Below are 24964 nucleotides of genomic sequence, written 5' to 3'. Positions count from 1 at the left end.
GGCGATCAGCCCCGCTGCCAGGTCTGCGACTTGCAGATCCACCCGCCCAGGATGCAGCCGCTGATCTTCAGGCTGTTGGCATCGAGCTGGCGGATCGTCGAATAATAGGTCTTTCCCAAGTCGGGCACATAGACCCGGCCCTGCCATCGCCCGGGGCCGGTGGCGCGATAATCCTGGAGCAAGGCCACGCCGATCAGCTTGTCCACGCCTGCCTCGTGCGCATCGGCGGTCGCCTGGGGATTGGCCCAGACCACCCAGCCGCACAGCTTGTCGCCGCATCCGCCCGTCTGCACCTTCACCGAGCCCTTGGGATTGACCCAGGTGCCGATCACCCCAGTGCCGGGAGAAACCGCCGCGCCCGCGCCGACCGGCACCAGCGCCATCAGGGCTGCGGCGGAAAGCGCCGCAAGCGACCTGCACCTCATGACATCCTCCATCTAACGCTTCGGTTGCGTCGAGATTAGCGGCTGCGCGATGATGGCAGCATGGGGGATTCCCGAAATTTTGGTAATGTTGGCGTAGCGCGGGAATACACGGTCGATGGTGGCGGCGAGCACGCGATGCACCGCATCGACATCGCCGTCGAGGGGATGGCCGCCGGGCAGGGCGACGCTCCGGACATTGGGCTGGCCGAGCAGCGGACACAGGCTTTCGGTCTCGTCCTCGCCATGGATGCAGACCACCGGCACCCAGGTGAGCGCGCGCGCGGTCGGTAGCGCGAGCGCATCGGGCTTCGCCCAGTTGAACAGTTCGGACGGCGATGCGCGGAAGAAGAGCGTGTCCGTCGGCACCACCAGCGCCACCAGCCTGACCCTGGCGCGCAGATCGGGCGACAGCCGCGTCAGTCCGACATGCAGCATGTCCGCACCGAACGACTGGCCGATCAGGACGAGCCGGCGGGCGTGGCCGAACGCCAGCGCGCGCCGCGCGGCGGAGGCGACCAGGGCGGCCACCTCGTCGGGCGTGCGTTCATGCCGGAAATAAGCCAGCGAATTGACGCCCACCACCGGAATGCCGTCGGCCGCCAGGCGCCGGGCGATGCGCGGCCCCATGCCGACCTTGAACCCCATATCACCCGACAGGATCACCGCCGCGACCCCGCCCCGTCCCGGTGCCGCCGGCGACGTCGCCGGCACATCGGTGAAGACCGGGCCGCCGAAATAGCCGATATGGACGGCGAAACCGAAAAGCGCGGCGACGAGAAGACCCAGCAGGCCCAGGGCCAGCCTGCCCCGCCCCTTCATGCGCGGATCCCGCGCAGCACCGTCGCCGCGATCAGATCCGCATTGCCGTCGAAATGATGACCGCCCGGCACCACGGCTTGCGCGATGGACGGCGCGGCCAGCGCGGAACAGGCGCTGTCGGTTTCGCGCGCGCCGCGAATGCACTGGAACGGCACGTTCGGCATCCGCCGGATCTGCGGCACCGTCGGCAATGCATTGGCCCCCTCCACATCGAGCCAGGAGGCGAGATGGAACTGGAAATCGGCGCTGCCGCTCAGCCCCAGCATGGCGACGCGGGCAAGCGCCGGCCGCAGGACCTGGGGCATTGCGTCGACGATGAAGGGCAGATCGTCCGCGCCGAACGAATAACCGAGCAACAGCAGCCTGGGGCGCTGCCATTGCTGGCTGAAATGATTGACGATCCGGCCGAGGTCGCTGCCCGCCTGCTGCGGCGTCTTGGCATTCCAGAAATAGTCGAGGCTGTCGACACCGACCACGGGCACGCCGGACGCCGCCAGCCGCGCCGCGACCGCGCGGTCCAGGCCGACCCAACCGCCGTCGCCCGAATACATCACCGCCATCAGGCTGGTGCGCGGCGCGGCCGGATCGGTAACGATGTTGAGCGGCAGATCGTCGATGCTGGCGGAGGAACCGATCGACGACGAAGCGCTTTCCAGCATCGGCGCGAAGGCGGCGGCGAATTGCGGCATCCAGTTCGCCTGCACCGAGAAGCCATGGCCGACCTTGGCGAGTTCGATCAACTGGGCCTCCGGAATCCTGCCCGTGAAGCTGCGCGTGACCGCGGGCTGGACGACCTGATCGTCAAGGCCCTGCAACACCAGCCATGGCGCGGACAGATGCGGAACCGGCGCGAACAGCCAGCCCGCCGGCTTGGTGATCCGCGAAACCGACAGGCCGGGTGCCGCGCACCAGGGCTTGCCGCCGCTGATATCGGGACCGAAGCCGAGCGAGACCGCGCCGCGATAGGACCCCGCGGGTGCCTGTGCCAGCGCGCCATAGGCAAGCGTCGCGCCAGAGGAATAGCCGACCAGGATCGGCTTCATATAGTGATCGAGCCCGGCGCGATGCTCGAAATCCTGCGCGAGCGCGGCCAGCGCATAGTTCGGATTGATGCAGCGGTCAGCGCCTTTCTCGAGCGCCTTTTGAAAGGCGGGCGTCGAGAAGCCGGCGACCGCGATGCCCTGGCGCGTCAGCGCCTTCGCCATATCGACCACGCCCAGGTTCCAGCCGCCGTCACCCGACATGAACAGAGCGACGCCCCGGACGGGGCCGGACGGCAAATAGGTGGAGACCGGCCCCACCTGCGCCAGCCGCATGGTGCCGTCCATCACCGGGCGCGGCGCATCCTGCTCGACGGCGGGTATAGCGCCGGCAGTGACGTGCGAGCGCGGAAGCGCGAGCGCGCCGGCCGCCGCGACCAAAGCCACGGCCGACCCGATCTTCAAAAACGGAACAGGCATCTCACCCTCCCCCTTTTTCATCGAAGCGTTCAGCGCGACGGTGTCAGCGCTTCGCCGGCGGTGCGTCGCTCTTCACCAGCGAGGCCAGCGGATAGGACTGGCCGCGCACGACGATCGAGGAGAAACGGTCGAGCGTCGAGATCGGGCCGGTGGCGAAGCCGATATGCTCGACAAAGGGCAGGTCGAACGCCGGCTGCATCAAGGTGGCATGATACCATTGCCGATGCGCGTCCTGGATCCAGACGCCGCTGGTGCCGTCCGCGCGCCAATCCCGGATTCCGCCAAGATCGACGAACGGGATCGTCGCCTGACGATCGGTGGTCGCCGCCTGATGCGCGGCGAGAGCGGGCGCGGTGCTGGCCGCCAGCGAGAACGCGGCCATGGCGCCGATGAGGAGCTTGCGAAACATATCGCGATCCTTTCGTTCCACCGGGCCCTTTGCCCGGCCATGAACTGAACGATAGGCGCGCGAAACTGTCGGCGTGCTGGGCGCAGCATTAAGCTTTGGACAGGTTGCCCCCCCGAGGCGCCGGATGGCCGCCGGATGACCAAAGCTTAACATGACTCGCCAGGGCCGATCACCCAATATCGGGATCGCGGGGCGCCGCGCCGATCCGGTGAAACGGTGCGCCCGCATCACGAAAGGAAGTGCCATGAAGACGCTGCTGCTTGCCACCGCGCTGCTCCTGGGCGGCGCGACCGCGGCCGGGGCCGCAACCCCGCGCACCGTTTCCACGCCGCAGGGCGACGTACCGCTCTGTTCGAAGACGGTGACCGACGAATGCATGAATCCCCAGGCGGCACCCGCCGCCGCGACGCATCATGCACGCCATCATCATGCCGCGACCAAGCGGCGTGCGGCGACCGTTCGCGGATGATAGCATGGGCCCCTCGTCCGGAGGATCGCGCGATGATCCTCCGGACCTATCCAGACGGGGGACACGACATGACCGGCCATGACATCCAGACACTCGCCACTCGCCTGCTGGGCAAGCCGGTCGATGCGCTCGACCCCGAGGAACATTATGTCCTGAAGACGATGCAGGCGCGCCAGCCGACCAGCCGCGACGCCGCCGACATCGCCGACGAGCGCGCGACTTTCGGTGAAAGGCTGGCCGATCGCGTCGCCGCCATCGGCGGCTCATGGGGTTTCATCATCGCCTTCACCGTCATCCTGCTGAGCTGGATGATCCTGAACACCGACATACTCGGCCATCTCGGCCTGGCCTTCGATCCCTATCCCTATATCTTCCTCAATCTGATGCTCTCGATGCTCGCCGCCATCCAGGCGCCGGTCATCATGATGAGCCAGAACCGCCAGTCCGCGAAGGATCGCGTCGCCGCCAGCCTCGATTTCGAGGTCAATCTGCGCGCGGAGCTGGAGATCCTGCGGCTTCACCACAAGATCGACCAGGGCGTCGTGGACCGGCTCGACCAGCTTACCCAGCAGATCACCGCAATCGCGCAGCGCCTTGATGGGCCGGCGCGGACGGCATGACGATGGCGCGCGGCGGGCACCGCAACAGCATGGCCTGGTGGGGCATCTGGCTGTTGTGCTGCGCGCCTCTCGCCGCCGCACCGCTGCTGACGCGGACGATCGCCGGGAACCAGGCGGCGCAGACCATGGCGATCCGGCCGTCGGACCTGCTGCCCGGTATGACGATCGAGCCGGCGGCGACGGGGCGCGGCCTTGTCGTCACCAGCCTGCGTTCCGATGGTGAGGCCGCGGCGAAGGGTGTTGCGGTCGGTGACGCGATCGCGGCGATCGACGGCCACCGCGTCTCGACACTGGATGAAGCCGCGGCTTGCCTGCATAACCACGGGGGCGATGCGATCGCGCTCGATATCGTCCATGATCGCCATATCCGGATGGTCGCGCTTACGAAGGTTGAGGGTTGAGCATGGGGCACAAGCTGCTGCTGATCGAGGACGATGAGGCGACCGCGAGCTATATCGTCAAGGGCATGACCGAAGAGGGTTTCGTGCTCGACCATGCCGATAATGGCCGGGACGGCTTTTTCCTGGCCAGCGACGGCAGCTACGACGCGATCATCCTCGATCGCATGCTGCCGGGGATGGACGGGATGGCCTTGCTCGGCGCGTTGCGCGCGGCGAAGATCGAAACGCCGGTGATCATCCTTTCCGCGCTCGGCTCGACGGAGGATCGCGTCGGCGGCCTGACCGCGGGATCCGACGATTATCTGGTCAAGCCCTTCGCCTTCGCCGAGTTGCTCGCACGGGTTCGGCTGATGCTGCGGCATCGCGGATCGGGATCGGCGGTGGTGACCAGCCTCGGTTGCGCCGATCTCGAGATGGACCTGCTTTCCCGCAAGGTGCGGCGCGGCGGGCGGACGATCGAACTGCAGCCGCGCGAATTCCGCCTGCTCGAATATTTCCTGCGCCATGCCGATCAGGTCGTCACCCGCACGATGCTGCTGGAAGGCGTGTGGGACTATCATTTCGATCCCGGCACCAACGTCATCGACGTCCATGTCAGTCGCCTGCGCCGCAAGCTGGACGACGGATCGGACACGCCATTGCTCCACACCGTCCGGGGAGCGGGTTATCGTTTGGGGGCAGCCGCCTGAATGGCGTCGCGCCGGCGCAGCCTCACCCGTTCGACGACCGCGCGACTGGTCGTCCTCGCCTTCCTGTTCCAGATGCTGGTGACCGCCGGCGTGCTGCTGTTCGTGCAGCAGGCGAGCCAGCATGCACTGATCGAGGAACAACAGGCGCTGGTGGGCGAATTGCGCGACGAGTTGCGCGGCGCCTATGCCGGCGGCGGCCAGGCCGAGGTGAAACGCCTGATCCTGACGCGGCTGCGATCGGTGCGGAGCGACGCGGTGGTGATCCTGCTCGCCGATCGCGCGGGCATGCCGGTCGCGGGGAATATCGCCGCCTGGCCGACCGTCGTGCCATTGGACACCGACTGGCGGACGATCGACCTTTACCGCGTGGGTGCGGACCAGCCCGAACATATGGGCGTGGCCACGTCCAGGCTGCCCGATGGATCGCGGCTGCTGACCGGCCATGTCATCGACGCCAATCTGCGGCTGACCCGCGTCAATGCCGAGGCGATGCTCGCGGCACTGCTGATCGGACTATCGCTGACCCTGATCGGTACGCTCATCTTCGGCCGGTTGCTGAGCCGCAAGATCCAGAACGTGGTCGCGACCGCGGCGGCGGTCGGGGACGGCGCGTTGGCGCAACGCGTTCCGGTCGATGGCAGCGGCGACGCGTTCGACGCGCTCGGCCAATCGATCAATGCGATGCTCCAGCGGATCGAGGCGCTGGTGTCGCAATTGCGGATGATGACCGACGGCCTTGCCCATGACCTGCGATCCCCGGTGACACGGCTCAAATCGGTGCTGGAACGCGCGATCGTCGAAACGCGCGATACCGAAGCTCTCACCGCGCTGGAAAAGGCGTCGGCCGAGGCCGACACGCTGCTCTCGATGCTGTCGACTGCATTGCTGATCAGCCGGGCGGAAGCCGGCATCGGGCGTGAATCGCTGGTCGAGACCGATCTGGCGATTTTGCTGTCCGATCTGGTCGAGGTCTATGGCCCGCTGGTGGAGGATCGCGGATTCGCGATCGCGGCGGATGCGCCGGCCGGCCTCGCCGGGCGCCTGCATCGCGAACTCGTCAGCCAGGCGATCGGCAACCTGATCGAGAACGCACTGAACCATGGCGATGGCGGCAGCGCGATCACGCTCACCGCCCGCGATCGCGACGGCATATTGGCGATCGCGGTGGCCGATAACGGCCCGGGCATAGCCGCCGACCGGCGCGGCGAAGCACTCCGCCGCTTCGGCCGGCTGGATCCGTCGCGCCACCGCCCCGGATCGGGGCTGGGCCTGTCGCTGGTCGAAGCGGTCGCGGGCCTGCATCACGGCGCGATCGCGCTGGAAGACAATCAGCCGGGCCTGCGCGTCGTGATGACGCTGGGCCCGGCGATCGTTCGGCAGCAGTAATCCGCGCTCACTGCGCGGCGATGCGTGTGCCCCCCTGCCGCTGGGCCGCGGCGATCACGCCTTCGCGCTGCGCGGAGACGCGGTCGGCCGCGTCGAGGCGGCAGCGCTGGATCGCCTTCCAGCCCATCGGATCGGCGCTCGACGCGTCGCCGCAAGCGGTGGCGATCGCGATCTCGATGCGGCGGTCGAGCGTCTTGCGGCCCTTGGCCGTGCTCAGGTCCAGATCGTCGTGCGCGACGGCGCGGACGACGGGCGGGTGGCGGGTTTCGGCCGCGGCGGCCGGCACCACGCACAGGGCTCCGGCAAGCGCGGACAGCGCTAGCAAGGTCTTCATGACCGTCTCCATCATGTCTGGGTCGCCGGTCTTGTCCGGCCCGGCCGATATACACCGCCCTGCGGGTGCGCACGAACAACGATGTTGCACTGCGATACTGCATTATTGCAGAATGCCCTCATCACATGACCGGGGCATGATCCACGGATGCTCGACTGGAACGATCTGCGCTATTTCCTGGCCGTCGCACGCACGGGCAGCACGCTCGCGGCGGGCAAGTCGCTCGGCGTCAGCCAGACCACGGCCGCGCGCCGGGTCGCGGCGCTCGAGGCCGCGGCGGGCGTCACGCTGTTCGAACGCCGCCAGGCCGGTTACGTGCTGACTGCCGTGGGCGAAGCGCTGCGCGAGCGCGCCGAAGCGGTGGAGGCGGCCGCGCATCGCTTCGCCGAGGATGCCGGATCGCATGGCCGCGAGGCGAGCGGCACGGTGCGGCTCACCATGCAGGAAATCCACGCCGTCACCATCATGGCGCCGATCCTGCGCGACCTGCGGGAGGCGCATCCGACGATCCGGATCGAACTCGACACCAGCGAGCAGGTGCGCGACCTGGAAGCGGGCGAAGCCGATATCGCGCTGCGCTGCGCCGGGCGCCCGTCAGGCAGCGGACTGGTCGGACGCCGCGTCGCCGACGAGCCATGGACGGTCTATTGCAGCCGGGACTATGCGGCGCGCCACGGCACGCCGCGCCGCGCCCGCGACATGATCGATCATGTGATCATCGGCGGCGGCGGCAAGGGCGTCTGGCGCATCTATCGCGCCTGGCTGGAACAGCATGGTCTGGCCGACAGCGTCGCCATCCACCATGATTCCGCCACCGGCCTGCTGTCCGCCGTGCGGTCGGGCATGGGGCTCGCCACCCTGCCCTGCTTCGTCGCCGATACCGATCCGGAACTGATCCGCTGCGTGCCCATCCCCAAGGAAGTGGAACGCGGCGTCTGGCTGCTGACGCACGAGCGATCACGCCATATCCCCCGCGTGCGCGTGGTGCTGGATTTCCTGGGCGAACGGCTGACCCAGCTTGCCCGCCGCCAGGCGCAGGCCGGCACCGGCATGGCGCCGGGATCGATCATGCCGGCGTCAGCCGTGCAGGATCAGTCCGGATCCTCCTGAGGCGCGGTCGCACGTACGGCGTCGAGGCAGCGTCGGTAATCGGCGACCTCCCCGACGATCTCGGCTTCGCTGATCGGCCGGCCGCGCAATGCCTTCCAGATCTCCAGCGCCAGGATTTCGTCGGCTCCCATCATGCTTCTCCTTCGCGTGGCGGACGGCGTGGATATTCAATCCAACCGCCGACACGGCCACATCGTTGCCCGGGATCGACGCAATCGGCTATCGCAGATCGTCGAGCGGCCCCGGCCGCGCGAACAGATAGCCCTGCCCCAGCGTGCAGCCGAGTTCGATCAGGCGCTGGCGCTGCGCGACCGTCTCTATCCCCTCCGCAATCACGGATTTGCGCATGCCCCGGCCCAATCCGATGATCGCCCGCACGATCGCCTCGCTGCTGCGGTCGCCGTCGAACAGGCTGAGCACGAAGGAACGATCGATCTTGAGGATATCGATCGGCATGCGCTTCAGATGGATGAGCGACGCGTAGCCGGTGCCGAAATCGTCGAGAGCGATCTGGACGCGGGCATCGTGAAGCAGGCGCAGGGCCTCCGCCATCGCATCGACCGAACGGCCCAGCACGATATCCTCGGTCACTTCGATGCACAGCCGTTCCGGCGCGACGCCCGCATCCTCCAGCCGGCCGAGCAGGCGGCGTGCGGCGTGCGCGCCATCGAGCTGCGCGGCGGTGAAGTTCATGGAGACGGTGCGGATATCGTCGGGCCGCGCGGCGAGCATGGTCAGAACGCGCGCCAATACACGATCCTGCACCGCGCTGCCGATCTTCGGGTCGACCAGCACGCTGCCGAACACCGACGGCGTCAGCACGCCATGTTCGGGGTGCTGCCAGCGCAGCAATGCCTCGTAGCTGGCGACGCGGCCGCTCTCCAGTTCCACGATCGGCTGATAATGGAGGACGAATTCGTCGCGCTCCAGCCCCAGATGCGCGTCGCGCGCCAGCGCCGCGCTGCGATCGATCTCCGCGCGCAGGCTGGGGTCATAGCGATGCAGGCGACGGCGACCGCGCAGCTTGGCCTCGTACAGCGCCAGATCGGCATTCTTGTACAGCGGATCGGCGTCCAGAGCATCCTCGGGGTAACGGGCAAGGCCGATGCTCAGCGACAGCGCCCAGCTTCGCCCGCCATAGCTCCAGACCTCACCCTGCATCATGTCGAGCGTTTCGGAAATTTCGGCGATGCGCCGTTCGTCCGGCCGTGTCAGGATCAGGGCGAACTCGTCACCGCCGATGCGCGCGACATGTTCGTCGGCGCCCGCCGCGCCGCGCAGCATCTCGCCGACATGCACCAGCAGCGCATCGCCGCCGTCATGACCCAGCCGGTCGTTGATCTCCTTCAGATTGTCGACATCGATCAGATAGAGCTGGATGCCGCGCGCGCTCGATTCCATGCTGGTGCGCAACGCCGCCTGGAACGATGCGCGATTGCCGAGGCCGGTCAGGAAGTCGGTCTGCGCCGCACGCCGCAACGTGTCGCTTTCGATCGCGATCGCGGCGCGCGCCTGTTCGGCCAGGTCGCGTTCGCGGCGCAACAGACGGAAGCGATCGGCGATCGCGAGAGAAAGCGCGATCGACTCGAAGGCGAGCGTGCCGAAGGTCGCGAGGTCGACCAGATCGTTCTGCGGCAGGAAACCCAGGTTGCGCGCCAGCCGCAGCGCGAAGATGACGAGCACCGGCGTCCAGCCCAGCAGATAGAACCAGACGATGCGGCTGCCCCGGCGGATCGCATAGCAGACGCCGACAAAGACCGAGATCGCGCTGGCGAGGATGGCGTAGTTCATCAGCCGGTCCATCAGCGCGGCGGGCAGGATCTGGTCGGCCGAGGCGGCGGCGCCGAGCAGGATGCCGATCAGCGCCAGCACGCGGCCGGCGCGATGCAGCCAGCGCGGCAACACGCCTTCCTCGATCACCGCCAGGAAGAAGACGTTGCCGGTGCCGATCATGACGCCGACCAGGATGAAATCGAGCCGGACCGCGACCGGCCCGACGAAGCCGGGCAGCAGCAGCGCGATCACATTTGTCCAGATCAGCCCATAGGCAAGCACGGTGGCCGCCCAGATGAGATACCAACGCTGGAAAGTCTGGCGATGCCCGATATAGATCACCAGATTATAGGCGAAGGCCGAAAGCAGCGCGCCGCTGAACAGCCCCATCAACAGCAGCCAGCGGTCGCTCAGCCGCCGCGCGGTCTCCGGGCTTGCCGCCGTCACCTTTCGCATCAGGCCGAGATCGGCCAGCCTGTAATAGCCGATATGGATCTGCCGGACGTCGCGGCCCGGGCGATCGACGACGAAGCGCTGCAAACCGCCGGGCGCCCAGTTCCTGTCGAGATCGCCGGCGGCCCGCACGATTTCCTGGGCCCGCCCGTGCGAGTCGATGACCACGATCGCAACCCGGTCGAAACGCGCCTGATCGATGAGCAGCCGCCACCTGATCGGCAGTGCCGCCAGGCTGGCCGCATCCGTGCCGGTGAGCTGGGCGGTATCGAGCCGCAGCCAAAGCCAGCGATCATGATAGCCTGTGGCTTTCCTTGCACTGCAATCAAAGGCCAGGCCGCGGACCGTGCCCGCATCCGGCGCGCTGTCCGCCGGCGCATTGGCGTGGCAGAAATGCGACCTCAGCTCGACGCTCTCCGCCGACGCCGCCCCCGGCCAGAATACCGCGAGCAGCAGGAACAGGATCGGCAGGATATGACGTACGTGCACTCGGCTCCCTTCGGGACTGGGTCGTTAGGCCCGCCATGCTGAAGAGAAGCTAAACGCGCCAAATCATATCAGGGTGCATGGACGGTTAAGGCTGATTGTCGTTCAGGCAGGAAACGCCAGGACGAACGACAGACCCGCGAGCACCGGCGCGATCGTCCGCACCGTGTTCCAGCGGGTCCAGGCTTGTCGATAATGCGCCCATAGCGCCGTCTCCCCGGCGGGCTGGACGGCGGCGAGCCGGTTGTTGAGCGGCACGTTGAAGGCCATCGTCACGCCGAAGCAGCCGAACAGATACAGAAGCGCGCCGGTCAGGATCAGGCCCGAACCCGCGCGATCCCAGGCAAACAGCGCCCAGCCCGCGAGCGCGAGGCTGAACGGCACCATGCCCATGAACGGGATCATGAAGCTGGGCGTGAACACGGTGACGTTGATCGCCCGCATGGCGTTCGCCCCCTGATCGGAGGGGATACGGCCGAGCCCGGCCATCACGAAGGACGAAAAGGCATGGAAGATGCCGCCGACCAGGATGGCGGCGACCGCGGCGACGAGAAGCGATACGGAGACGATCGTGTCGGTCATGGCGAGACTCCCTTCATGGGGGTTCGACGGAGACGAGACTGTGCTCCCGCCAAGATTTTGTCACGGTTCTTTGTCGAGCGCGCTTTTTTCGGTCGCCAGCGGGCGGCGCGGCGGGCAATGGTTCGGCCATGTGTGTCCTGGCCTTCGCATGGCGATCGCATCCGCGCTGGCGCCTGGTCGTCGCGGGCAATCGCGACGAGCTTCACGCCCGCCCCGCCAGCCCGCTCGCGCGGTGGGACGATCCCGACCATCTGATCGCGGGGCGCGATCTGGCATCTGGCGGCACCTGGATGGGCGTTTCCGAACAGGGCCGCTTCGCCGTCGTCACCAATTTGCGCGGCCATGGCGGGCCGAACCCCGATCGCGCGTCACGCGGTGCGCTCGTCACCGATCTTCTGGCCGGGCACGGCGCCTATGCCGATGCGGATCACGCCGCGCTCGCGGATTTCAATCCCTTCAATCTGATCGTCGCCGATCGCGATCGCGCGCTGTTCCTGTCCAACCGGCCCGAAGCGCAGCGCAGCCTGCTCGCGCCGGGCATCTACGGCCTGTCCAACGGCACGCTCGACGAGCCATGGCCCAAGACGCTCAGGCTAAAGGCGCTGATGCTGGACTGGATCGTGCGCGACGCGATGCATCCCGAAACATTGCTCGACGGTCTTCGCGAAGATGTGCTGCCCGATGTCGGGCTCCGCACGGTCGCCGCGTCGGACGTGCCGCAGGAGCCCGCATTGTCGCCGATCTTCATCCGCAATCCCGTTTATGGCACGCGCTGTGGCACCGTCGTCGCAATCGACGATCGCGGCCGGGGCGTGATCGTCGAACGACGCTATGGGCCGGACGGTGTGACGACCGGCGAGACGATGATGGACTTCACCTGGCCGGACTGACGCGGTGACGCCGGCTCAGCGGCCGCCCCGCGCCAGACGCCGGTCCAGCCAGACGAGGGCAAAACCGACGAGGAGGAAACCCACGGCCATCGCCGTCGCGTTGGTCAGCGTCGCCGCCCATCCGATCTTCGCGACATTCATGAAGGGATAGGGATAACGCGCTTCCAGGCCGCCGCGCACCAACGCATAGCCGAAATAGGCGAGCGGCAGGCACGCCCAGAGGAAGGGCGCGCGCCACGTCAATCCGCCCTTGGGCGCGAGCAGCAGCCAATAGAGCGGCACCAGCACCGGCGTGACGCTGTGAAGCAGGACATCGGCAAGCCACGCGCCGCCGCTCAATTCGAGCAAACCGCGCAGCAGCAGCGCATAGACCACGCCGACGAGCAGGATCGCGATCGTGACGCCGCCGATCGTGACGGGCGCCGTGAAAGCGCGCCGATCGAGCGCGATCCCGGTCATGACGATCGCGGCCAGCAGATTGGCGATGATCGTGAAGAACAGCAGCATCGTCCAGACCGCGCCCAGGACCGAGCCCGCCAGGACGGTGCTCGCATCGAGCTGAACCCCGATCCCGATCCAGCCGACCAGTGCGATCAGTCCCGCCGCCACTCTGCGCCCGACCGGGCCGATATCGATCACCCCGCCTCCCCCGCATCGCCGTTCAGCGCGGACACATCGGGCATCCGCTTCAGCATCCTGCGCAGGAAGTCGACAAGCCGCGCTTCCTCGTCCGCGTCGAAATCCTGAAGCAATATCCGCGCGCGTTCCAACGCGATCGGGACAGCTTCGTCCTGCAGCGCCGCGCCGGCGGCGGTCAGCGACCAGCGGCGATAGGCGGGGTGACGGTCGTCGATACGGCTGACCACCAGCCCCCGCGCTTCCAGCCCCTTGAGCGTCCGGCTCGCCGCGCCGGGATCGAGCCCCATCACTTCGGTGAAGCGACGACCGAGGATATCGGGTTCGACCGCGAGCATCGCGAGGACGCGGAACTCGGTGATGTTGAGCCCGAAGCGCGCGCGATAGGCGGCAGAACCGCTCGCGGTGAGCTTCGTCGCGACGAAATTGATCAGCACCGAAACCGAACGGTCGAGATCCATCGCCAGTTGTGCCGGGTGCGCATGCGGTTTCTCGGGCTCGGTCATCGCGCCAACCTACAACAAGCCCGCCGCCTGCCAAATCGCGATCGCATATTGACACTTCATATTGACTTATCAATATGAACATAGGAGGCGAATGCGATGCGATCCCCTTATGCGATCTATGACGATGATCCGCCGCCCGGCGTGCCGGTGCTCGATATCGATCCCTTCGAGACCGGCTATTTCAACGATCCCTATCCGGCGCAGCAGGCGATGCGCGACGCGGGGCCGTATTTCTGGCTGTCCCGCTACGGCGTCGGCGCGGTCGCGCGCCACGACAGCGTCCGCGCGGTGCTGGCGGACTGGCGTACCTATTGCTCGTCGCGCGGCGTAGGCATGGAGGATTTCGAGCGGCATGGCCGGTTCCGGTTGCGCAGCCTGATCCTGGAGGTCGATCCGCCCGAGCATGACGCGGCTCGCCGCGTGCTCAATCGCGTACTGTCTCCAGCCGTGCTGGCGGACCTTCGCGAACGATTTTTCGCGGCGGCGGACACCATGATCGCCGAACTGATCGAGCATCGACGCTTCGACGGGATTGCGGACCTCGCCCGCGCCTATCCGCTGCGCGTGTTTCCCGATGCCGTCGGCATGGGCGCGGAAAATCGGGAAAAGCTGCTTCCCCATGCCGATGCGCTGTTCAATTCGTTCGGCCCGCGCAATGCGCTGTTCCAGGCATCGACCGCGAAGGTCAATTTCGAATGGATCGAGGCGCAAGGGCATCGCGAGCGGTTGGCCCCGGGCGGGCTCGGCATGATGGTCCATGAAGCGGCCGACCGGGGCGAGATCGGCCATGGCGATGCGCCGATGCTGGTCCGCGCGCTGCTTCAGGCGGGGCTCGACACGACGATCAATTCGCTCGCGGCGGCGCTGCACGCGCTCGCACGGTTCCCCGCCGAATTCGATCGGCTGCGCGCCAGCCCCGATCTGGCGAAGAACGCGTTCGAGGAAGCGGTGCGCTTCGAATCCCCCGTCCAGACCTTTTTCCGGACCGTCACGCGCCCCGCCGAACTCGGCGGCCTGCCGGTGCGCGCGGGCGACAAGATCCTGATGTTCCTCGGCGCCGCCAATCGCGATTCCCATGCCTGGGACGCGCCCGATCGCTATGATATCGGCCGGCGCATCACCCATCATGTCGGCTTCGGCGCCGGCATCCATGGCTGTGTCGGCCGGCTCCTCGCCAGGATGGAGGGGGAAGCGGTGCTGACCGCGCTCGCCCGCCGGGCGCGCCGCATCCTGCTCGCCGGCGAACCCGTCCGTCATTACAACAACACGATCAGAAGCTGGTCGAGCCTGCCGATGGAGCTGGTTCCGGCCTAGAGCATTTTCGAGTTGACCGTTTACGGTCGACGGCTCGGAAAATGCGACAACGAAAGACCAGAGCGTTCCGCTCATGGCGGAAGCGCTCCAGGGGTCATATCACAGCGGCAGCGCCGGCTGGACGGGCCCGTCCTCATCCTCCTCGACGATGTTGGAGAGGGTGACGCCGAGCAACCGGATACCCGGCAGGATCGCGGGCAGATCGTCGACCAATCCGCGGGCCAGCGCCTCGATCATCTCCGCATTCCCGGTCGCGCCGGTCAGGGTGCGCGAACGCGTCATCGACCGGAAATCGGCATAGCGGACTTTCAGCGTCACCGTCCGGCCCCGCGCGCCCGACCGCTCCACCCGGCGCATCAACGAATCCAGAATCTCGCCGAGCGCGGCCTGGACGGCGGGCACATCCATCAGATCGTCGGCGAAGGTGGTTTCCGCGCCCACCGATTTGAGCGGGCGATCGGGCATCACCGCGCGATTGTCGATGCCCTGCGCGGCGAGATGGAAATATTCGGCGCTGCCGCCGAAATGGCGAACGAGGAAATCGAGCCCGCAATCGCGCAGATCCGCGCCGGTGCGGATGCCCAGTCGTTCCATCTTCTTCGCCGTGACCGGCCCAACGCCCCGAAAGCGGCTGACGGGAAGCGCCGCGACGAAGGCCGGCCCCATTTCCGGCGTGATCACGCACAGTCCATCGGGCTTGTTCTGGTCGGACGCGAGCTTGGCGACGAACTTGTTGTACGAGACACCGGCCGAGGCAGTCAGGCGCGTCTCCTCCCGAATACGATGGCGGATCTCCTCCGCCGTCGCGGTCGCCGATCCCAGCCGACGGCGATCCTCGGTAACGTCGAGATAGGCTTCATCGAGCGACAATGGCTCGATCAGATCGGTATAATCGGCGAAGATCGCACGCACCTGGTGCGAGACCGCGCGATAGACGTCGAAACGCGGCGGCACGAAGGTCAGTTCGGGACAGCGGCGGATCGCGGTGACCGAGGGCATCGCCGACCGGACGCCGAACTTGCGCGCCTCGTAACTCGCGGCGGCGACCACGCCGCGCCCGCCGGCGCTTCCCACCGCGAGCGGCCGGCCGCGCAACGACGGATCGTCACGCTGCTCCACCGACGCGAAAAAGGCGTCCATGTCGATATGAATGATCTTACGTTCGGCCACCGTTCGCACTTTAGGAGCAAGCGGTCGCCGGTTCTACGCCTCGGCGGTCACGCCATCGACATCGACGAGTCCGTCGGCCACGACCACGCCGGTGACGCGGACGCGCTTCTCCACATGGTCAACGGGAACACGGTGCATATCGAGCATCCAGCGTCCGCCCAGATCGCGCCGCAACACAAAGCCCGCACCCTCGCGCAGGAGTGTTCCCAATTCGTCGATCCTGGTGCCGATGCCCGCCATGCGGCCGCTCTATGGCCTGGATCGCGATCCCGCTAGTCCAAAAGCTTGCATTGTCGCCGAAGCTGGGTATCGAATTTACCTCCATTTTGGAGGAAGTTTCGATGGCCGACGAACGCGACGAAAAGCTGCTCGTTCTGACCGCGGATATCGTCGCCGCACATGTGTCGAACAACAAGGTCGCGGTCTCCGATCTGGCGATGGTGATCGCGAACGTCCATGATGCGCTGGCCGGCCTTGCGAGCCCGCCCGCCCCGGTCGAGGAAGAGCCGCCGACGCCCAAGGTCTCGATCCGCGCCTCGCTCAAGCCCGACCATCTCGTCTGCCTCGAGGATGGGTTGAAGATGCGAACGCTCAAGCGCCATCTGATGACGCATCACAATCTGACGCCCGAACAATATCGCGCGCGCTGGGGCCTTCCCGCCGACTATCCGATGGTCGCCCCCAATTATGCCGAGCAGCGCCGCAATCTCGCGCTCGCCATCGGCCTGGGCAAGCGCCCCGAAAAGAAGCCGACGCGCAAGAAGAGTCGCTGACCGGGGGGCCACACGCGGCCCCGACGCGTAACCAGCGTGGCCAGGCGCATCTCGCATCATCTCCCTCACGCCCGATAGATGTATTTTTCTTGCATCTTTAAAGCCCGCCCTATACATGCATTTTAGCAGCATGTTTAGTGAGCCGATGATGATCGCAACATCCGAGATCGATGAAGAGGCACTGGGCCGGCTGATCCCGCTTTTCTACGATCGGGTCAGGCTGGATCCCGTGCTCGGGCCGGTGTTCGATGGCGTGGTACACGACTGGCCGGCGCATCTCGAAACGCTGACTGCTTTCTGGTCGTCGGTCATGCTCGCCAGCGGACGCTACAAGGGTAATCCGATGCGCGCTCATCTCGCGCATCGCGATACGATCACGCCGGAGATGTTCGGACGATGGCTGACGCTCTGGGCCGAGATCACCGACAGGCACATGCCGCACGATGATGCAGCGGCGCTGCAGGCCAAGGCCGCGCGCATCGCGGAGAGCCTGCAACTCGCCCTGTTCTTTCGTCTCGACCCGCCCGCACGACAGGCAACCGCCTGATTGCCTATCGAAAGGGATCCTGCCATGACGACCGCATCGACCAGCCGCGACAGCGCCCGTGCCGATTTCCGCCGGATGATGAAGCTGATCGGCATCGCCGGCATCGTCATGACCGTGGGGGCGCTCTGGTATCTGTCGCTGTTCGGCCCGCTGACCGTCCACATGGTCGTGGCGACGATCGGCGGCGTCTTCGTGTCCGTGCTGCTGGGATGCGGCCTGTTCGCCGCCGCCTTCTTCAGCGACAAGAGCGGCCATGACGAGCAGGTGACGCGCGCGACATCCGCCGGATCGCCCGCGCGAGCCACCAATCCGGACGCGCTTCCGGACGGCCTTCTACCCTATCGCCGCACGCCCGATTTCTCCGAAACCAGCGTGCCGCCGGCGCTGCTGGCCGATCACGACACCAAGCCCGGCACCTGGGGACTGATCCACGTGGCCAGCGGCAAGCTGCGTTATACGATCACCGATCCGCGGCGGATGCCAGCCGATATCATCCTGACCCCCGATCGCGCGCCCGGGATCGTCGAACCCTCGATCCGCCACCATGTCGAGCCGATCGGCGCCGTCGCCTTCCATGTCGAATTCCTGCGCGCGGCGGCGGACTGATTCGATGAACCTCGCGCGCGGTTCGACCACCGTCGGCCGCGCGGATTGAGCCGCCGCCTGCGCGGGCGCATGATCCCGAAGCATCGTGCGGGAAAGCGGAAACCGGTTATCCGCAAGAACGATACGACAGCAAACGGTGGAATACGCAATCAAGGGGATCTGACATGCGTCGCTTCATCCTGACCGCGCTCGTCGGCGCGGCCGCCTGGCTTTCCGTTCCGGTATCCGCCGCCCCCGCCAAGCCCGACCTGGCAGCCGCCGTCGCCAGGGCCGGCCGGCCGGCGGAGGCGATCGCACTCGACACGAGCCGAAAACCCGCCGAAACGCTCGCCTTTCTCGGCTTGAAGCAAGGCATGTCCGCCGCCGACATCATGACGGGATCGGGCTATTGGGCGGAGATCATCGCCAATGCGGTCGGCCCGAAAGGCAAGGTGACCGCCTTTGAACCCAATCAATTCTACACCGCGCCGGACGAGATCAAGAAATGGGACGCGCTGGTCGCCCGCCGGCCCGATGTGAATTTCGTCCGCTATCCGTTCGAGTCGTTCGCCTCGAAGCCCGGCAGCTTCGATTTCGTGATCATCAATCTCAGCTATCACGATCTCTATTGGGAATCGGAGAAATACAAGATTCCGCGCACCGATCCGGCGGCGTTCCTCAAGACGCTCTATGCCGCGACCAAGCCGGGCGGGGTGGTGGGCATCATCGATCATGTCGGCCCAGCGGGCGATACCCGCGCGGTCGTCGACAAGCTCCACCGCATCGATCCGGCGACGGTGAAGGCCGATTTCAAGGCGGCCGGCTTCGTGCTCGAAGCGGAAAGCCCACTGCTCGCCAATCCCGCCGACGATCATGGCAAGCTGGTGTTCGATCCGGCCGTGCGCGGCAAGACCGACCGGTTCCTCTACCGGTTCCGCAAGCCGAGATAACGGGTGCATTCTTGCCGTCGCCCCGGCTTTCGCTGGAGCGACGGGAGAGGCGTTCGCCTCAACGCCCCGGCCGATGACCTTTCGGCTTGTGGCCCGGCCCCTTGCGGAACGGCTTGGGCGCGTGGCGCACCGGCGCGGGGCCGGCCCGGTTGCGCTTGGCGGCTTCGCGCGGGCTGCCATGCATGGGCTCGATGCGCACGCTGGCGCCGTCTTCGTCACTGCCGGCGGTCCGCTTGACCGCATCGGCGAACCGCGCGGCGACGGCGCGCTGCACCTCGACCATCGTCTCGTTGGCGGCGATGCGGATCGCGCCCACCTCGCTGCGCGTGATGTGCCCACGCCGGCACAGCAAAGGCAGCAGCCAGCGCGCATCGGCATTCTGGCGGCGGCCGACATCCATGCGGAACCACACCGTATCCTCGAAACCCGGACGCGGCCCTTCCGATTTGGGCGGCCCCGCGCTCGCCTCCACCAGTTCCTCGGGCTGGGGCATGCGCGCGCGATGGACGCGCACCAGCGCGGTGGCGATCTCCTCGGGCGAACGCTCGGCGAGCAGCTTCAACGCCACTTCGCGATCCTCGTCATCGGCTTCGACGGGCTGGAGCAGCAGATCGAGCAGCCGCTGGCGATCCGCCGTGCGGATGTCCGCGGCGGTCGGCGGGTTCGTCCATTCCGCCTCGATCCGCGCGCCGCGCAGCATCGAATCGACGCGGCGGCGGCGCGGATAGGGCACGATCAGGATCGCGGTGCCCTTCTTGCCCGCACGCCCGGTCCGGCCCGAGCGGTGCTGCAGCGTTTCGGCGTCACGCGGAATCTCGACATGGATGACGAGAGACAGCGTCGGCAGGTCGATGCCGCGCGCGGCCACGTCGGTCGCGACGCAAACGCGCGCGCGGCGATCGCGCAACGCCTGCAGCGCATGATTGCGCTCGCTCTGGCTATGCTCGCCGGACAATGCGACGGCGGCGAAACCGCGTTCGATCAGGCTGGCGTGGAGATGGCGGACATTGTCGCGCGTCGCGCAGAACAGCATCGCCGTTTCCGCCTCGTGATAGCGCAGCAGGTTGACGACGACATTCTCGATGTCCGACGGCGCGACCGCCATCGCCTGATAGCTGATATCGCCATGGCCGCGATCGGTGCCGACGGTGGAGATGCGCAGCGCGTCGCGCTGGTAGCGCCGCGCCAGCGCCACGATCGGCTTGGGCATGGTGGCAGAGAACAGCAGGGTCCGGCGCGTTTCCGGTGTCGCGTCGAGAAGTTCCTCCAGATCCTCGCGGAACCCCATGTCGAGCATCTCGTCCGCCTCGTCGAGCACGGCGACCGAGATCGCGGACAGGTCGAGCGCACCACGTTCCAGATGGTCGCGCAGGCGGCCCGGCGTGCCGACCACGATATGCGCGCCCTGCGCCAGGTTGCGGCGTTCCTTCGACGCGTCCATGCCGCCGACACAGGTGGCGATCCATGCGCCGGCCTTGCCATAGAGCCAGATCAGCTCCCGGCTGACCTGCAGCGCCAGTTCGCGCGTCGGCGCGATGATCAGCGCGCGCGGCGCGCCGGCCGGCGGCGCCCTGCCCTCCTCGGTCAGCATCTGCGGCGCCATGGCGAGGCCGAATGCGACGGTCTTGCCCGATCCGGTCTGCGCGGAGACGATCAGGTCGCGCCCGTCCGCCTCGGGTTCGAGCACGGCGGCCTGGACGGGCGTGGGCGCGGCATAGCCACGGGCGGTAAGCGCCTCCGAAAGGAGTGCTGGAAGAGTGTCGAAGCTCATGGTCTCTCATGCTCGCGCGGTAATGCTATGGCCCGCGTCGTCACCAATGCCGCAAATCGGGCTCCGCTGAGCTCTCGGCGACTGCGCCCTTAGCGTGCCCGGTCCGCCTCGACAATGGCCTCGACCGATCGAAAGCGATAGAAGTGTCCGGAAGCGGCGATGGGGGAGCAATGGAGAGGATCGACGATCGCTGGATCAAGGGCGCGATCCTGGTTGCGATCCTGCTGGTCTTCACCCTGCCCGTCGCCGGCATATTCCGGGCAACCGCGGTCCCCGGCCAATCATATCGCGCGCCCTTGCCGCCGCTGACATCCGCGCAAGAGGCTCTCGCCGAACGGCTTCGCGGGCATGTGCAGGCGATCGGCGCACGGCCGCACAATCTTGCCCACCCCGCCGAGCTCGAGCGCGTCGCCCGCCATATCGAGGCGACGCTCGCCGCGCAGGGCCATGCCGTGCACCGCCAGCCCTTCGCCGTTCGCGGGCGCACAGCCCGCAACATCGAAGTGGTGATCGCGCCCGCCAGGCCCGATGCCGAAACGCTCGTGATCGGCGCGCATTACGACAGCCATCGCGACGCGCCCGGCGCCAACGACAATGGATCGGGCAGCGCAGCCGTGATCGAGCTCGCGCGAAACCTGTCCGACCTTCAGGGGAAGGCGGCGCTTCGCATCCGGCTGGTGCTGTTCGTCAATGAGGAACCGCCCTATTTCAAGGGCAATCATATGGGCAGCCTTGTCTATGCCCGGCGCCTGCAAAGCTCGGGTGAACGGATCCGGGGCATGATCTCGCTCGAAACGCTGGGCTTCTACAGCGATCGAGATCGCAGCCAGCATTATCCGCCACCGCTCGACCTGCTATATCCGGCCAGGGGGGATTTCGTCGCCTTTGTCGGGCTTGTGTCGTCGCGCGGCTTCGTGCGGGAAACGGTCCGCCTGTTTCGTGAAACAGCGCAGTTCCCGAGCGAAGGCGGCACCGCCCCCGGCATCGTCCAGGGGATCGACTGGTCGGACCATTGGTCCTTCGCGCAGATCGGCGCGCCGGCGCTGATGGTCACCGACACCGCGCCGTTCCGCTATCCCTATTATCACACCACCGCCGATACGCCCGACAAGCTCGATTATCAGCGGCTCGCCCGCGTGACCTCCGGCCTGGAGCAGGTGATCAGGCGCATAGCGACGACGCCTTGAGAGATACGACGGTTTCCCCTTTTCTGCGCGCCGCGCGGCTCTATGATCCATGGCGGACCTAGAGGGGAACAGTGGCATGGGCGTGCTTGATTTTCTGTCGAAACAGTTCGTCGACGTCATCGACTGGATGGATGAACCGGGCCTGCTTGCCTGGCGCTATCCGATGCAGGACCGCGAGATCCAGAACGGCGCGCAACTGACGGTGCGCGAGGGCCAGGTCGCCGTCTTCTACAATGAAGGCAAGATCGCGGACACGTTCGGCCCTGGCCTGTACAAGCTGACCACCGCGACACTCCCGGTCCTGACTTCGCTCGCCAATTGGGACAAGGCATTCGATTCACCATTCAAGTCCGATGTTTACTTCTTCTCGCTCAGGGAACAGATCAATCTGAAATGGGGCACCGCCCAGCCGGTGACCTTGCGCGACCCCGAACTTGGCCCGTTGCGCATCCGCGCTTTCGGCAACTATTCCTTCAGCGTCGATGCGGTGCCGGCCTTTTTGCACAAGCTGGTCGGGACACTCGAGCGCCTGACCACCGCCGATGTCGAGCCGCAGCTGCGCGCGGCCATCGCCACGGCGATCGCGACCGGCCTGGGCGGCAGCGGCAAGCCATTCCTCGACCTCGCCGCCAACCAGGCCGCATTTTCCGACGCGCTCAAGACGGCAGTGACGCCCGCATTTGAACAATGGGGCCTGAAAGTCGGCAGCTTCTTCGTCGAAAGCCTGTCCTTGCCCGAAGAGGTGCAGAAACATCTCGACAAGGGCAGTTCGATGCGCGTGCTCGGCGATCTCGATCGCTATGCCAAATTCCAGGCGGCCGAAGCGCTGGAAACCGCGGCAGCGCAATCCGGCGGCCTGGCCGGTATCGGCGCAGGCGCCGCGGCCGGCCTCGCGCTCGGCCAGACCATGGCGGGCGCACTCGGCGCCACTGCACAGCCAGCAGCACCGGCGGCTCCCGCCGAGGATCCGTTCGCGCTGGTCGAAAAGCTGCACAAGCTGCTGACCATCGGCGCGATCACCCAGGCGGAGTTCGACGCGAAAAAGGCGGAGTTGCTGGGCCGGATCCGCTGACGCGGCGATGCTGAGCGTCAACTGCCCGAATTGCGGCGCGGAGGTCGTGTTCCGTTCGCCGGCGCTGCCGGTGAAGGTGTGCGACTATTGCCGCACCGCCGTCACCCGCATCGACGATGGCGTGCGCGCCGCCGGCGAAATGGCGGTGCTGCCGTTCGACGTCAGCCCGATCCGGATCGGCACGCGCGGCCGTTTCGACGGGCAGGGTTTCGACGTGATCGGCCGCGTCCGCTGGGGCTGGAGCGACGGGGCGTGGAACGAATGGCTGCTGCTGTTCGCCGATGGGCGCGACGCCTGGCTTGGCGAGGCGATGGGGCAGTTCATGCTGCTGTTCGAAAAGCCGCTGGAGGGATCGCTCGCCCGCGTCGTCTCCCGCCTGGCCAAGGGCGGCGACGCGACGATCGGCGACAAGGCCATGATCGACGGGATCGACTATCAGGTCGCCGACATCAAGGACGCGGTCTGCATCGCGTGCGAAGGGGAACTGCCGTTCACCGCGCCCGCCGGCTGGAAGGTGAAGAGCGTCGATTTCCGTTCGAACACCGGCGCCTGCGCCAGCTTCCAGCATGACGGCACCGAAGCATCGCTCTACACCGGCCGCTATGTGACGCTCGCCGAACTGCATCCGCAAGACCTGCGCGCGCTCGACGGCTGGACGATCCCGAGCTTCGCCGCATGAGCGATCCCGCGATCAACGCGATCACCTGCCCCGCATGCGGCGGCACCGTCGAGATGCGCGCGGCCGGCTACAGCGTCACCATCGTCTGCCAATATTGCAGCAGCGTGCTCGACGTCGCCAATCCCGACGTCCGCATCATCGAGCGCTATCAGGAGGCCGCCCGCGCGCTCGCCATCCCGCTGGGCACACGCGGCACGCTGCGCGACGTCGAATGGGAAGCGATCGGCTATCTCGGCCGGTCGGAGGGCGGATATTATCCCTGGGAAGAATATCTGCTGTTCAACCCCTATCATGGCTATCGCTGGCTGACGACCGACGGTCGCGGCTGGAGCTTCGGCACGATGCTGACGGCGACGCCCGATTATGTCTCGCACGGCGTGCTGTCGGTGAACGGCGAGACCTATGACGCCTTCTTCCGCGGCGACGCGCAGGTCGATTATGTGCTCGGCGAATTCTACTGGCGGGTCGCGGCGGGCGAACAGGTCCAGACGGCGGACTATGTGCGCCCCGGCACGATGCTGTCGTTCGAAGGCAATGAATCGGAACGCAACTGGACGCTGAACGAACTGCTCTCGCCCAAGGAGATCCGCGCCTTCGGCGTCGATCCGCCCCGGCCCTGGCCGGGCAGCGGACGGCCGCCGCTGCCGCATCAGCCCTCCCCTTATGGCGCGAACCTGAAGAGCTTCCTGAAGCTGGGGCTGATCACCTTCGCGGCGCTGATTTTCATCATCATCCTGTTCGGGCGCAAGGGCGAGCCGCAAGCCTTCACCATGGCGCTGACGCCGGGTCGCGAGGCGATCAGCCAGAGTTTCGGCCCGATCATGCTGCCGCGACCGCGCCAGGCCGTGACGATCAGCGCCGAAGCGCCGGGCATCGACAATCTGTGGGTCGACATCGATTATGCGCTGGTCGATCGCAAGACCCAGGCGAGTTACGAGGCCTATGGCCTGGTCGAACATTATTCAGGCCGGGATTCGGACGGCGCCTGGAGCGAAGGCAGCCGCGACAAGACCACCAAGCTCGCGGTCGTGCCCGCAGGAACCTATGATCTGGTCGTCGACGCGTCGGCGAGCCGCTGGAGCGGATCGGGATCGTCATCCTCCTATGCGACGGACGGCTGGAGCGGATCCGAACCCTCGGTGTCGCTCGATATCAGGATCGCGCCCGGCGGCTTCTTCCTGTCGAACTTCTGGCTCGCGCTGATCGTCGTGATCGTGCCGATCGGTTTCCTGCTCTGGCGCCATGCCAGCTTCGAAACGGCGCGACGGAACGAAAGCGACTTCGCCGCCAGCGACAGCGACGATGACGAGGACGACGAATGAGCAAGGGCAGCTTCCTGTACGGCCTGTGGTGCTGCGGTGTCGTCGCGCTGTTCCTGATGAGCGCCTTTTCCGGATATTCGCCCTTTGCCGATGGCGGCCGCGCGACCCGCGCCGGCTTCTATGCCGGCGGCCCCAACCACAAATAG

30 protein-coding genes are annotated in these 24964 nt (G+C 66.8%); 17 read left to right on the top strand and 13 right to left on the bottom strand.

Features of this window, described 5'->3' with window-relative positions; translation table 11 throughout:
* Positions 1 to 5: 5 nt before the first annotated feature.
* The 4 genes from K7G82_RS09910 to K7G82_RS09895 are packed head-to-tail and all read right to left on the bottom strand — an operon-like array spanning position 6 to position 3113.
* Positions 6 to 425 (bottom strand): DUF2147 domain-containing protein, encoded by a 420-nt coding sequence (locus K7G82_RS09910; RefSeq protein WP_222989677.1) that lies wholly within the window; start codon positions 423 to 425, stop codon positions 6 to 8.
* A gap of 12 nt (positions 426 to 437) precedes the next feature.
* The gene (locus tag K7G82_RS09905) at positions 438 to 1244 is read right to left on the bottom strand and encodes a virulence factor (RefSeq protein ID WP_222989676.1); all 807 of its coding nucleotides are present in this window, start codon (positions 1242 to 1244) and stop codon (positions 438 to 440) included.
* Positions 1241 to 2704 (bottom strand): AcvB/VirJ family lysyl-phosphatidylglycerol hydrolase, encoded by a 1464-nt coding sequence (locus K7G82_RS09900; RefSeq protein WP_222989675.1) that lies wholly within the window; start codon positions 2702 to 2704, stop codon positions 1241 to 1243. Before K7G82_RS09900 ends, K7G82_RS09905 begins: the two co-directional genes overlap by 4 nt.
* A gap of 43 nt (positions 2705 to 2747) precedes the next feature.
* Positions 2748 to 3113 (bottom strand): DUF6491 family protein, encoded by a 366-nt coding sequence (locus K7G82_RS09895; RefSeq protein WP_222989674.1) that lies wholly within the window; start codon positions 3111 to 3113, stop codon positions 2748 to 2750.
* 244 nt (positions 3114 to 3357) lie between these two features.
* Between K7G82_RS09895 and K7G82_RS09890 the strand changes: the two genes are divergently transcribed.
* The 5 genes from K7G82_RS09890 (at position 3358) to K7G82_RS09870 (ending at position 6678) form a co-directional block, all read left to right on the top strand.
* Positions 3358 to 3582 (top strand): hypothetical protein, encoded by a 225-nt coding sequence (locus K7G82_RS09890; RefSeq protein ID WP_222989673.1) that lies wholly within the window; start codon positions 3358 to 3360, stop codon positions 3580 to 3582.
* A gap of 68 nt (positions 3583 to 3650) precedes the next feature.
* On the top strand, positions 3651 to 4202 hold the full coding sequence (locus K7G82_RS09885; protein ID WP_222989672.1) for a DUF1003 domain-containing protein: 552 nt from the start codon (positions 3651 to 3653) through the stop codon (positions 4200 to 4202).
* Positions 4199 to 4603, top strand: coding sequence for a PDZ domain-containing protein (locus K7G82_RS09880; protein WP_222989671.1), 405 nt, complete (start codon positions 4199 to 4201; stop codon positions 4601 to 4603). The genes K7G82_RS09885 and K7G82_RS09880 overlap by 4 nt, the downstream gene beginning before the upstream one ends.
* 2 nt (positions 4604 to 4605) lie before the next feature.
* On the top strand, positions 4606 to 5292 hold the full coding sequence (locus K7G82_RS09875; RefSeq protein ID WP_222989670.1) for a winged helix-turn-helix domain-containing protein: 687 nt from the start codon (positions 4606 to 4608) through the stop codon (positions 5290 to 5292).
* Positions 5293 to 6678, top strand: a complete 1386-nt coding sequence (locus K7G82_RS09870) for a sensor histidine kinase (protein ID WP_222989669.1) — start codon at positions 5293 to 5295, stop codon at positions 6676 to 6678. It begins immediately after the preceding gene.
* Positions 6679 to 6685: 7 nt separating this feature from the next.
* On the opposite strand, the gene K7G82_RS09865 is transcribed toward K7G82_RS09870, so the two are convergent.
* Positions 6686 to 7012 (bottom strand): UrcA family protein, encoded by a 327-nt coding sequence (locus K7G82_RS09865; protein ID WP_222989668.1) that lies wholly within the window; start codon positions 7010 to 7012, stop codon positions 6686 to 6688.
* Positions 7013 to 7159: 147 nt separating this feature from the next.
* On the opposite strand from K7G82_RS09865, the gene K7G82_RS09860 reads away from it, so the two are divergent.
* Positions 7160 to 8122, top strand: coding sequence for a LysR family transcriptional regulator (locus tag K7G82_RS09860; protein WP_222989667.1), 963 nt, complete (start codon positions 7160 to 7162; stop codon positions 8120 to 8122).
* Here K7G82_RS09860 and K7G82_RS09855 read toward each other — a convergent pair.
* The 3 genes from K7G82_RS09855 to K7G82_RS09845 form a co-directional block, all read right to left on the bottom strand.
* On the bottom strand, positions 8104 to 8253 hold the full coding sequence (locus tag K7G82_RS09855; RefSeq protein WP_222989666.1) for a hypothetical protein: 150 nt from the start codon (positions 8251 to 8253) through the stop codon (positions 8104 to 8106). The two genes, K7G82_RS09860 and K7G82_RS09855, sit on opposite strands and share 19 nt — an antisense overlap.
* 88 nt (positions 8254 to 8341) lie before the next feature.
* Positions 8342 to 10837, bottom strand: coding sequence for a putative bifunctional diguanylate cyclase/phosphodiesterase (locus K7G82_RS09850; protein WP_222989665.1), 2496 nt, complete (start codon positions 10835 to 10837; stop codon positions 8342 to 8344).
* Between the two features lie 102 nt (positions 10838 to 10939).
* Complete coding sequence (locus K7G82_RS09845; protein ID WP_222989664.1) at positions 10940 to 11416, bottom strand: anthrone oxygenase family protein; 477 nt, start codon at positions 11414 to 11416, stop codon at positions 10940 to 10942.
* Positions 11417 to 11544: 128 nt separating this feature from the next.
* Here K7G82_RS09845 and K7G82_RS09840 point away from each other — a divergent pair, with 128 nt between their 5' ends.
* On the top strand, positions 11545 to 12306 hold the full coding sequence (locus K7G82_RS09840) for an NRDE family protein (protein WP_222989663.1): 762 nt from the start codon (positions 11545 to 11547) through the stop codon (positions 12304 to 12306).
* A 15-nt stretch (positions 12307 to 12321) separates the two neighbouring features.
* Here the strand turns inward: K7G82_RS09840 and K7G82_RS09835 are convergent, their stop codons facing one another.
* Positions 12322 to 12945, bottom strand: a complete 624-nt coding sequence (locus tag K7G82_RS09835) for a Pr6Pr family membrane protein (protein ID WP_343228556.1) — start codon at positions 12943 to 12945, stop codon at positions 12322 to 12324.
* On the bottom strand, positions 12942 to 13448 hold the full coding sequence (locus K7G82_RS09830) for a MarR family winged helix-turn-helix transcriptional regulator (RefSeq protein ID WP_246623398.1): 507 nt from the start codon (positions 13446 to 13448) through the stop codon (positions 12942 to 12944). Before K7G82_RS09830 ends, K7G82_RS09835 begins: the two co-directional genes overlap by 4 nt.
* A gap of 96 nt (positions 13449 to 13544) precedes the next feature.
* Between K7G82_RS09830 and K7G82_RS09825 the strand changes: the two genes are divergently transcribed.
* Positions 13545 to 14762: a cytochrome P450 gene (locus tag K7G82_RS09825; protein WP_222989662.1), complete on the top strand. Its 1218-nt coding sequence runs from the start codon at positions 13545 to 13547 to the stop codon at positions 14760 to 14762.
* Between the two features lie 99 nt (positions 14763 to 14861).
* Here K7G82_RS09825 and dinB read toward each other — a convergent pair whose 3' ends face one another.
* Positions 14862 to 15902 carry a DNA polymerase IV gene (dinB, locus tag K7G82_RS09820; RefSeq protein ID WP_222990247.1) on the bottom strand — a complete coding sequence of 347 codons (1041 nt, stop codon included), beginning with the start codon at positions 15900 to 15902 and terminating at the stop codon, positions 14862 to 14864.
* Positions 15903 to 15965: 63 nt separating this feature from the next.
* Positions 15966 to 16172 (bottom strand): DUF5818 domain-containing protein, encoded by a 207-nt coding sequence (locus K7G82_RS09815; RefSeq protein ID WP_222989661.1) that lies wholly within the window; start codon positions 16170 to 16172, stop codon positions 15966 to 15968.
* 101 nt (positions 16173 to 16273) lie between these two features.
* Here K7G82_RS09815 and K7G82_RS09810 point away from each other — a divergent pair, with 101 nt between their 5' ends.
* From K7G82_RS09810 to K7G82_RS09795, 4 genes are all read left to right on the top strand, one after another.
* Positions 16274 to 16705: a Ros/MucR family transcriptional regulator gene (locus K7G82_RS09810; protein ID WP_222989660.1), complete on the top strand. Its 432-nt coding sequence runs from the start codon at positions 16274 to 16276 to the stop codon at positions 16703 to 16705.
* A 148-nt stretch (positions 16706 to 16853) separates the two neighbouring features.
* Positions 16854 to 17252: a group III truncated hemoglobin gene (locus tag K7G82_RS09805; RefSeq protein ID WP_222989659.1), complete on the top strand. Its 399-nt coding sequence runs from the start codon at positions 16854 to 16856 to the stop codon at positions 17250 to 17252.
* A gap of 24 nt (positions 17253 to 17276) precedes the next feature.
* Positions 17277 to 17858, top strand: coding sequence for a TehB family protein (locus tag K7G82_RS30190; RefSeq protein WP_343228554.1), 582 nt, complete (start codon positions 17277 to 17279; stop codon positions 17856 to 17858).
* Positions 17859 to 18022: 164 nt separating this feature from the next.
* Entirely contained in the window at positions 18023 to 18787 is a 765-nt protein-coding gene (locus tag K7G82_RS09795; protein ID WP_222989658.1) for a class I SAM-dependent methyltransferase, read from the top strand.
* Between the two features lie 58 nt (positions 18788 to 18845).
* On the opposite strand, the gene K7G82_RS09790 is transcribed toward K7G82_RS09795, so the two are convergent.
* Positions 18846 to 20558, bottom strand: coding sequence for a DEAD/DEAH box helicase (locus tag K7G82_RS09790; protein ID WP_222989657.1), 1713 nt, complete (start codon positions 20556 to 20558; stop codon positions 18846 to 18848).
* Positions 20559 to 20728: 170 nt separating this feature from the next.
* On the opposite strand from K7G82_RS09790, the gene K7G82_RS09785 reads away from it, so the two are divergent.
* From K7G82_RS09785 to K7G82_RS09765, 5 genes are all read left to right on the top strand, one after another.
* Complete coding sequence (locus K7G82_RS09785) at positions 20729 to 21745, top strand: M28 family peptidase (protein WP_222989656.1); 1017 nt, start codon at positions 20729 to 20731, stop codon at positions 21743 to 21745.
* Between the two features lie 76 nt (positions 21746 to 21821).
* Positions 21822 to 22817, top strand: a complete 996-nt coding sequence (locus K7G82_RS09780) for an SPFH domain-containing protein (RefSeq protein ID WP_222989655.1) — start codon at positions 21822 to 21824, stop codon at positions 22815 to 22817.
* Positions 22818 to 22824: 7 nt separating this feature from the next.
* Positions 22825 to 23496, top strand: coding sequence for a DUF4178 domain-containing protein (locus tag K7G82_RS09775; RefSeq protein ID WP_222989654.1), 672 nt, complete (start codon positions 22825 to 22827; stop codon positions 23494 to 23496).
* Complete coding sequence (locus K7G82_RS09770) at positions 23493 to 24818, top strand: DUF4178 domain-containing protein (protein ID WP_222989653.1); 1326 nt, start codon at positions 23493 to 23495, stop codon at positions 24816 to 24818. The genes K7G82_RS09775 and K7G82_RS09770 overlap by 4 nt, the downstream gene beginning before the upstream one ends.
* Positions 24815 to 24964 carry a hypothetical protein gene (locus K7G82_RS09765; RefSeq protein WP_222989652.1) on the top strand — a complete coding sequence of 50 codons (150 nt, stop codon included), beginning with the start codon at positions 24815 to 24817 and terminating at the stop codon, positions 24962 to 24964. Before K7G82_RS09770 ends, K7G82_RS09765 begins: the two co-directional genes overlap by 4 nt.

It is taken from the genome of Sphingomonas colocasiae, from assembly GCF_019880585.1.
Lineage (GTDB): Bacteria > Pseudomonadota > Alphaproteobacteria > Sphingomonadales > Sphingomonadaceae > Sphingobium_A > Sphingobium_A colocasiae.
The sequence above is the reverse complement of the archived record's forward strand: the minus strand, read 5'-3'. Positions and strand labels throughout refer to the sequence as shown.

Bases quoted from the DNA above. Each gene is read 5' to 3' on its own strand.
- K7G82_RS09910 (WP_222989677.1), bottom strand. From the start codon at position 425: ATGAGGTGCAGGTCGCTTGCGGCGCTTTCCGCCGCAGCCCTGATGGCG.
- K7G82_RS09905 (WP_222989676.1), bottom strand. From the start codon at position 1,244: ATGAAGGGGCGGGGCAGGCTGGCCCTGGGCCTGCTGGGTCTTCTCGTC.
- K7G82_RS09900 (WP_222989675.1), bottom strand. From the start codon at position 2,704: ATGCCTGTTCCGTTTTTGAAGATCGGGTCGGCCGTGGCTTTGGTCGCG.
- K7G82_RS09895 (WP_222989674.1), bottom strand. From the start codon at position 3,113: ATGTTTCGCAAGCTCCTCATCGGCGCCATGGCCGCGTTCTCGCTGGCG.
- K7G82_RS09890 (WP_222989673.1), top strand. From the start codon at position 3,358: ATGAAGACGCTGCTGCTTGCCACCGCGCTGCTCCTGGGCGGCGCGACC.
- K7G82_RS09885 (WP_222989672.1), top strand. From the start codon at position 3,651: ATGACCGGCCATGACATCCAGACACTCGCCACTCGCCTGCTGGGCAAG.
- K7G82_RS09880 (WP_222989671.1), top strand. From the start codon at position 4,199: ATGACGATGGCGCGCGGCGGGCACCGCAACAGCATGGCCTGGTGGGGC.
- K7G82_RS09875 (WP_222989670.1), top strand. From the start codon at position 4,606: ATGGGGCACAAGCTGCTGCTGATCGAGGACGATGAGGCGACCGCGAGC.
- K7G82_RS09870 (WP_222989669.1), top strand. From the start codon at position 5,293: ATGGCGTCGCGCCGGCGCAGCCTCACCCGTTCGACGACCGCGCGACTG.
- K7G82_RS09865 (WP_222989668.1), bottom strand. From the start codon at position 7,012: ATGAAGACCTTGCTAGCGCTGTCCGCGCTTGCCGGAGCCCTGTGCGTG.
- K7G82_RS09860 (WP_222989667.1), top strand. From the start codon at position 7,160: ATGCTCGACTGGAACGATCTGCGCTATTTCCTGGCCGTCGCACGCACG.
- K7G82_RS09855 (WP_222989666.1), bottom strand. From the start codon at position 8,253: ATGGGAGCCGACGAAATCCTGGCGCTGGAGATCTGGAAGGCATTGCGC.
- K7G82_RS09845 (WP_222989664.1), bottom strand. From the start codon at position 11,416: ATGACCGACACGATCGTCTCCGTATCGCTTCTCGTCGCCGCGGTCGCC.
- K7G82_RS09840 (WP_222989663.1), top strand. From the start codon at position 11,545: ATGTGTGTCCTGGCCTTCGCATGGCGATCGCATCCGCGCTGGCGCCTG.
- K7G82_RS09830 (WP_246623398.1), bottom strand. From the start codon at position 13,448: ATGACCGAGCCCGAGAAACCGCATGCGCACCCGGCACAACTGGCGATG.
- K7G82_RS09825 (WP_222989662.1), top strand. From the start codon at position 13,545: ATGCGATCCCCTTATGCGATCTATGACGATGATCCGCCGCCCGGCGTG.
- dinB (WP_222990247.1), bottom strand. From the start codon at position 15,902: ATGGACGCCTTTTTCGCGTCGGTGGAGCAGCGTGACGATCCGTCGTTG.
- K7G82_RS09815 (WP_222989661.1), bottom strand. From the start codon at position 16,172: ATGGCGGGCATCGGCACCAGGATCGACGAATTGGGAACACTCCTGCGC.
- K7G82_RS09810 (WP_222989660.1), top strand. From the start codon at position 16,274: ATGGCCGACGAACGCGACGAAAAGCTGCTCGTTCTGACCGCGGATATC.
- K7G82_RS09805 (WP_222989659.1), top strand. From the start codon at position 16,854: ATGATCGCAACATCCGAGATCGATGAAGAGGCACTGGGCCGGCTGATC.
- K7G82_RS30190 (WP_343228554.1), top strand. From the start codon at position 17,277: ATGACGACCGCATCGACCAGCCGCGACAGCGCCCGTGCCGATTTCCGC.
- K7G82_RS09795 (WP_222989658.1), top strand. From the start codon at position 18,023: ATGCGTCGCTTCATCCTGACCGCGCTCGTCGGCGCGGCCGCCTGGCTT.
- K7G82_RS09790 (WP_222989657.1), bottom strand. From the start codon at position 20,558: ATGAGCTTCGACACTCTTCCAGCACTCCTTTCGGAGGCGCTTACCGCC.
- K7G82_RS09785 (WP_222989656.1), top strand. From the start codon at position 20,729: ATGGAGAGGATCGACGATCGCTGGATCAAGGGCGCGATCCTGGTTGCG.
- K7G82_RS09780 (WP_222989655.1), top strand. From the start codon at position 21,822: ATGGGCGTGCTTGATTTTCTGTCGAAACAGTTCGTCGACGTCATCGAC.
- K7G82_RS09775 (WP_222989654.1), top strand. From the start codon at position 22,825: ATGCTGAGCGTCAACTGCCCGAATTGCGGCGCGGAGGTCGTGTTCCGT.
- K7G82_RS09770 (WP_222989653.1), top strand. From the start codon at position 23,493: ATGAGCGATCCCGCGATCAACGCGATCACCTGCCCCGCATGCGGCGGC.
- K7G82_RS09765 (WP_222989652.1), top strand. From the start codon at position 24,815: ATGAGCAAGGGCAGCTTCCTGTACGGCCTGTGGTGCTGCGGTGTCGTC.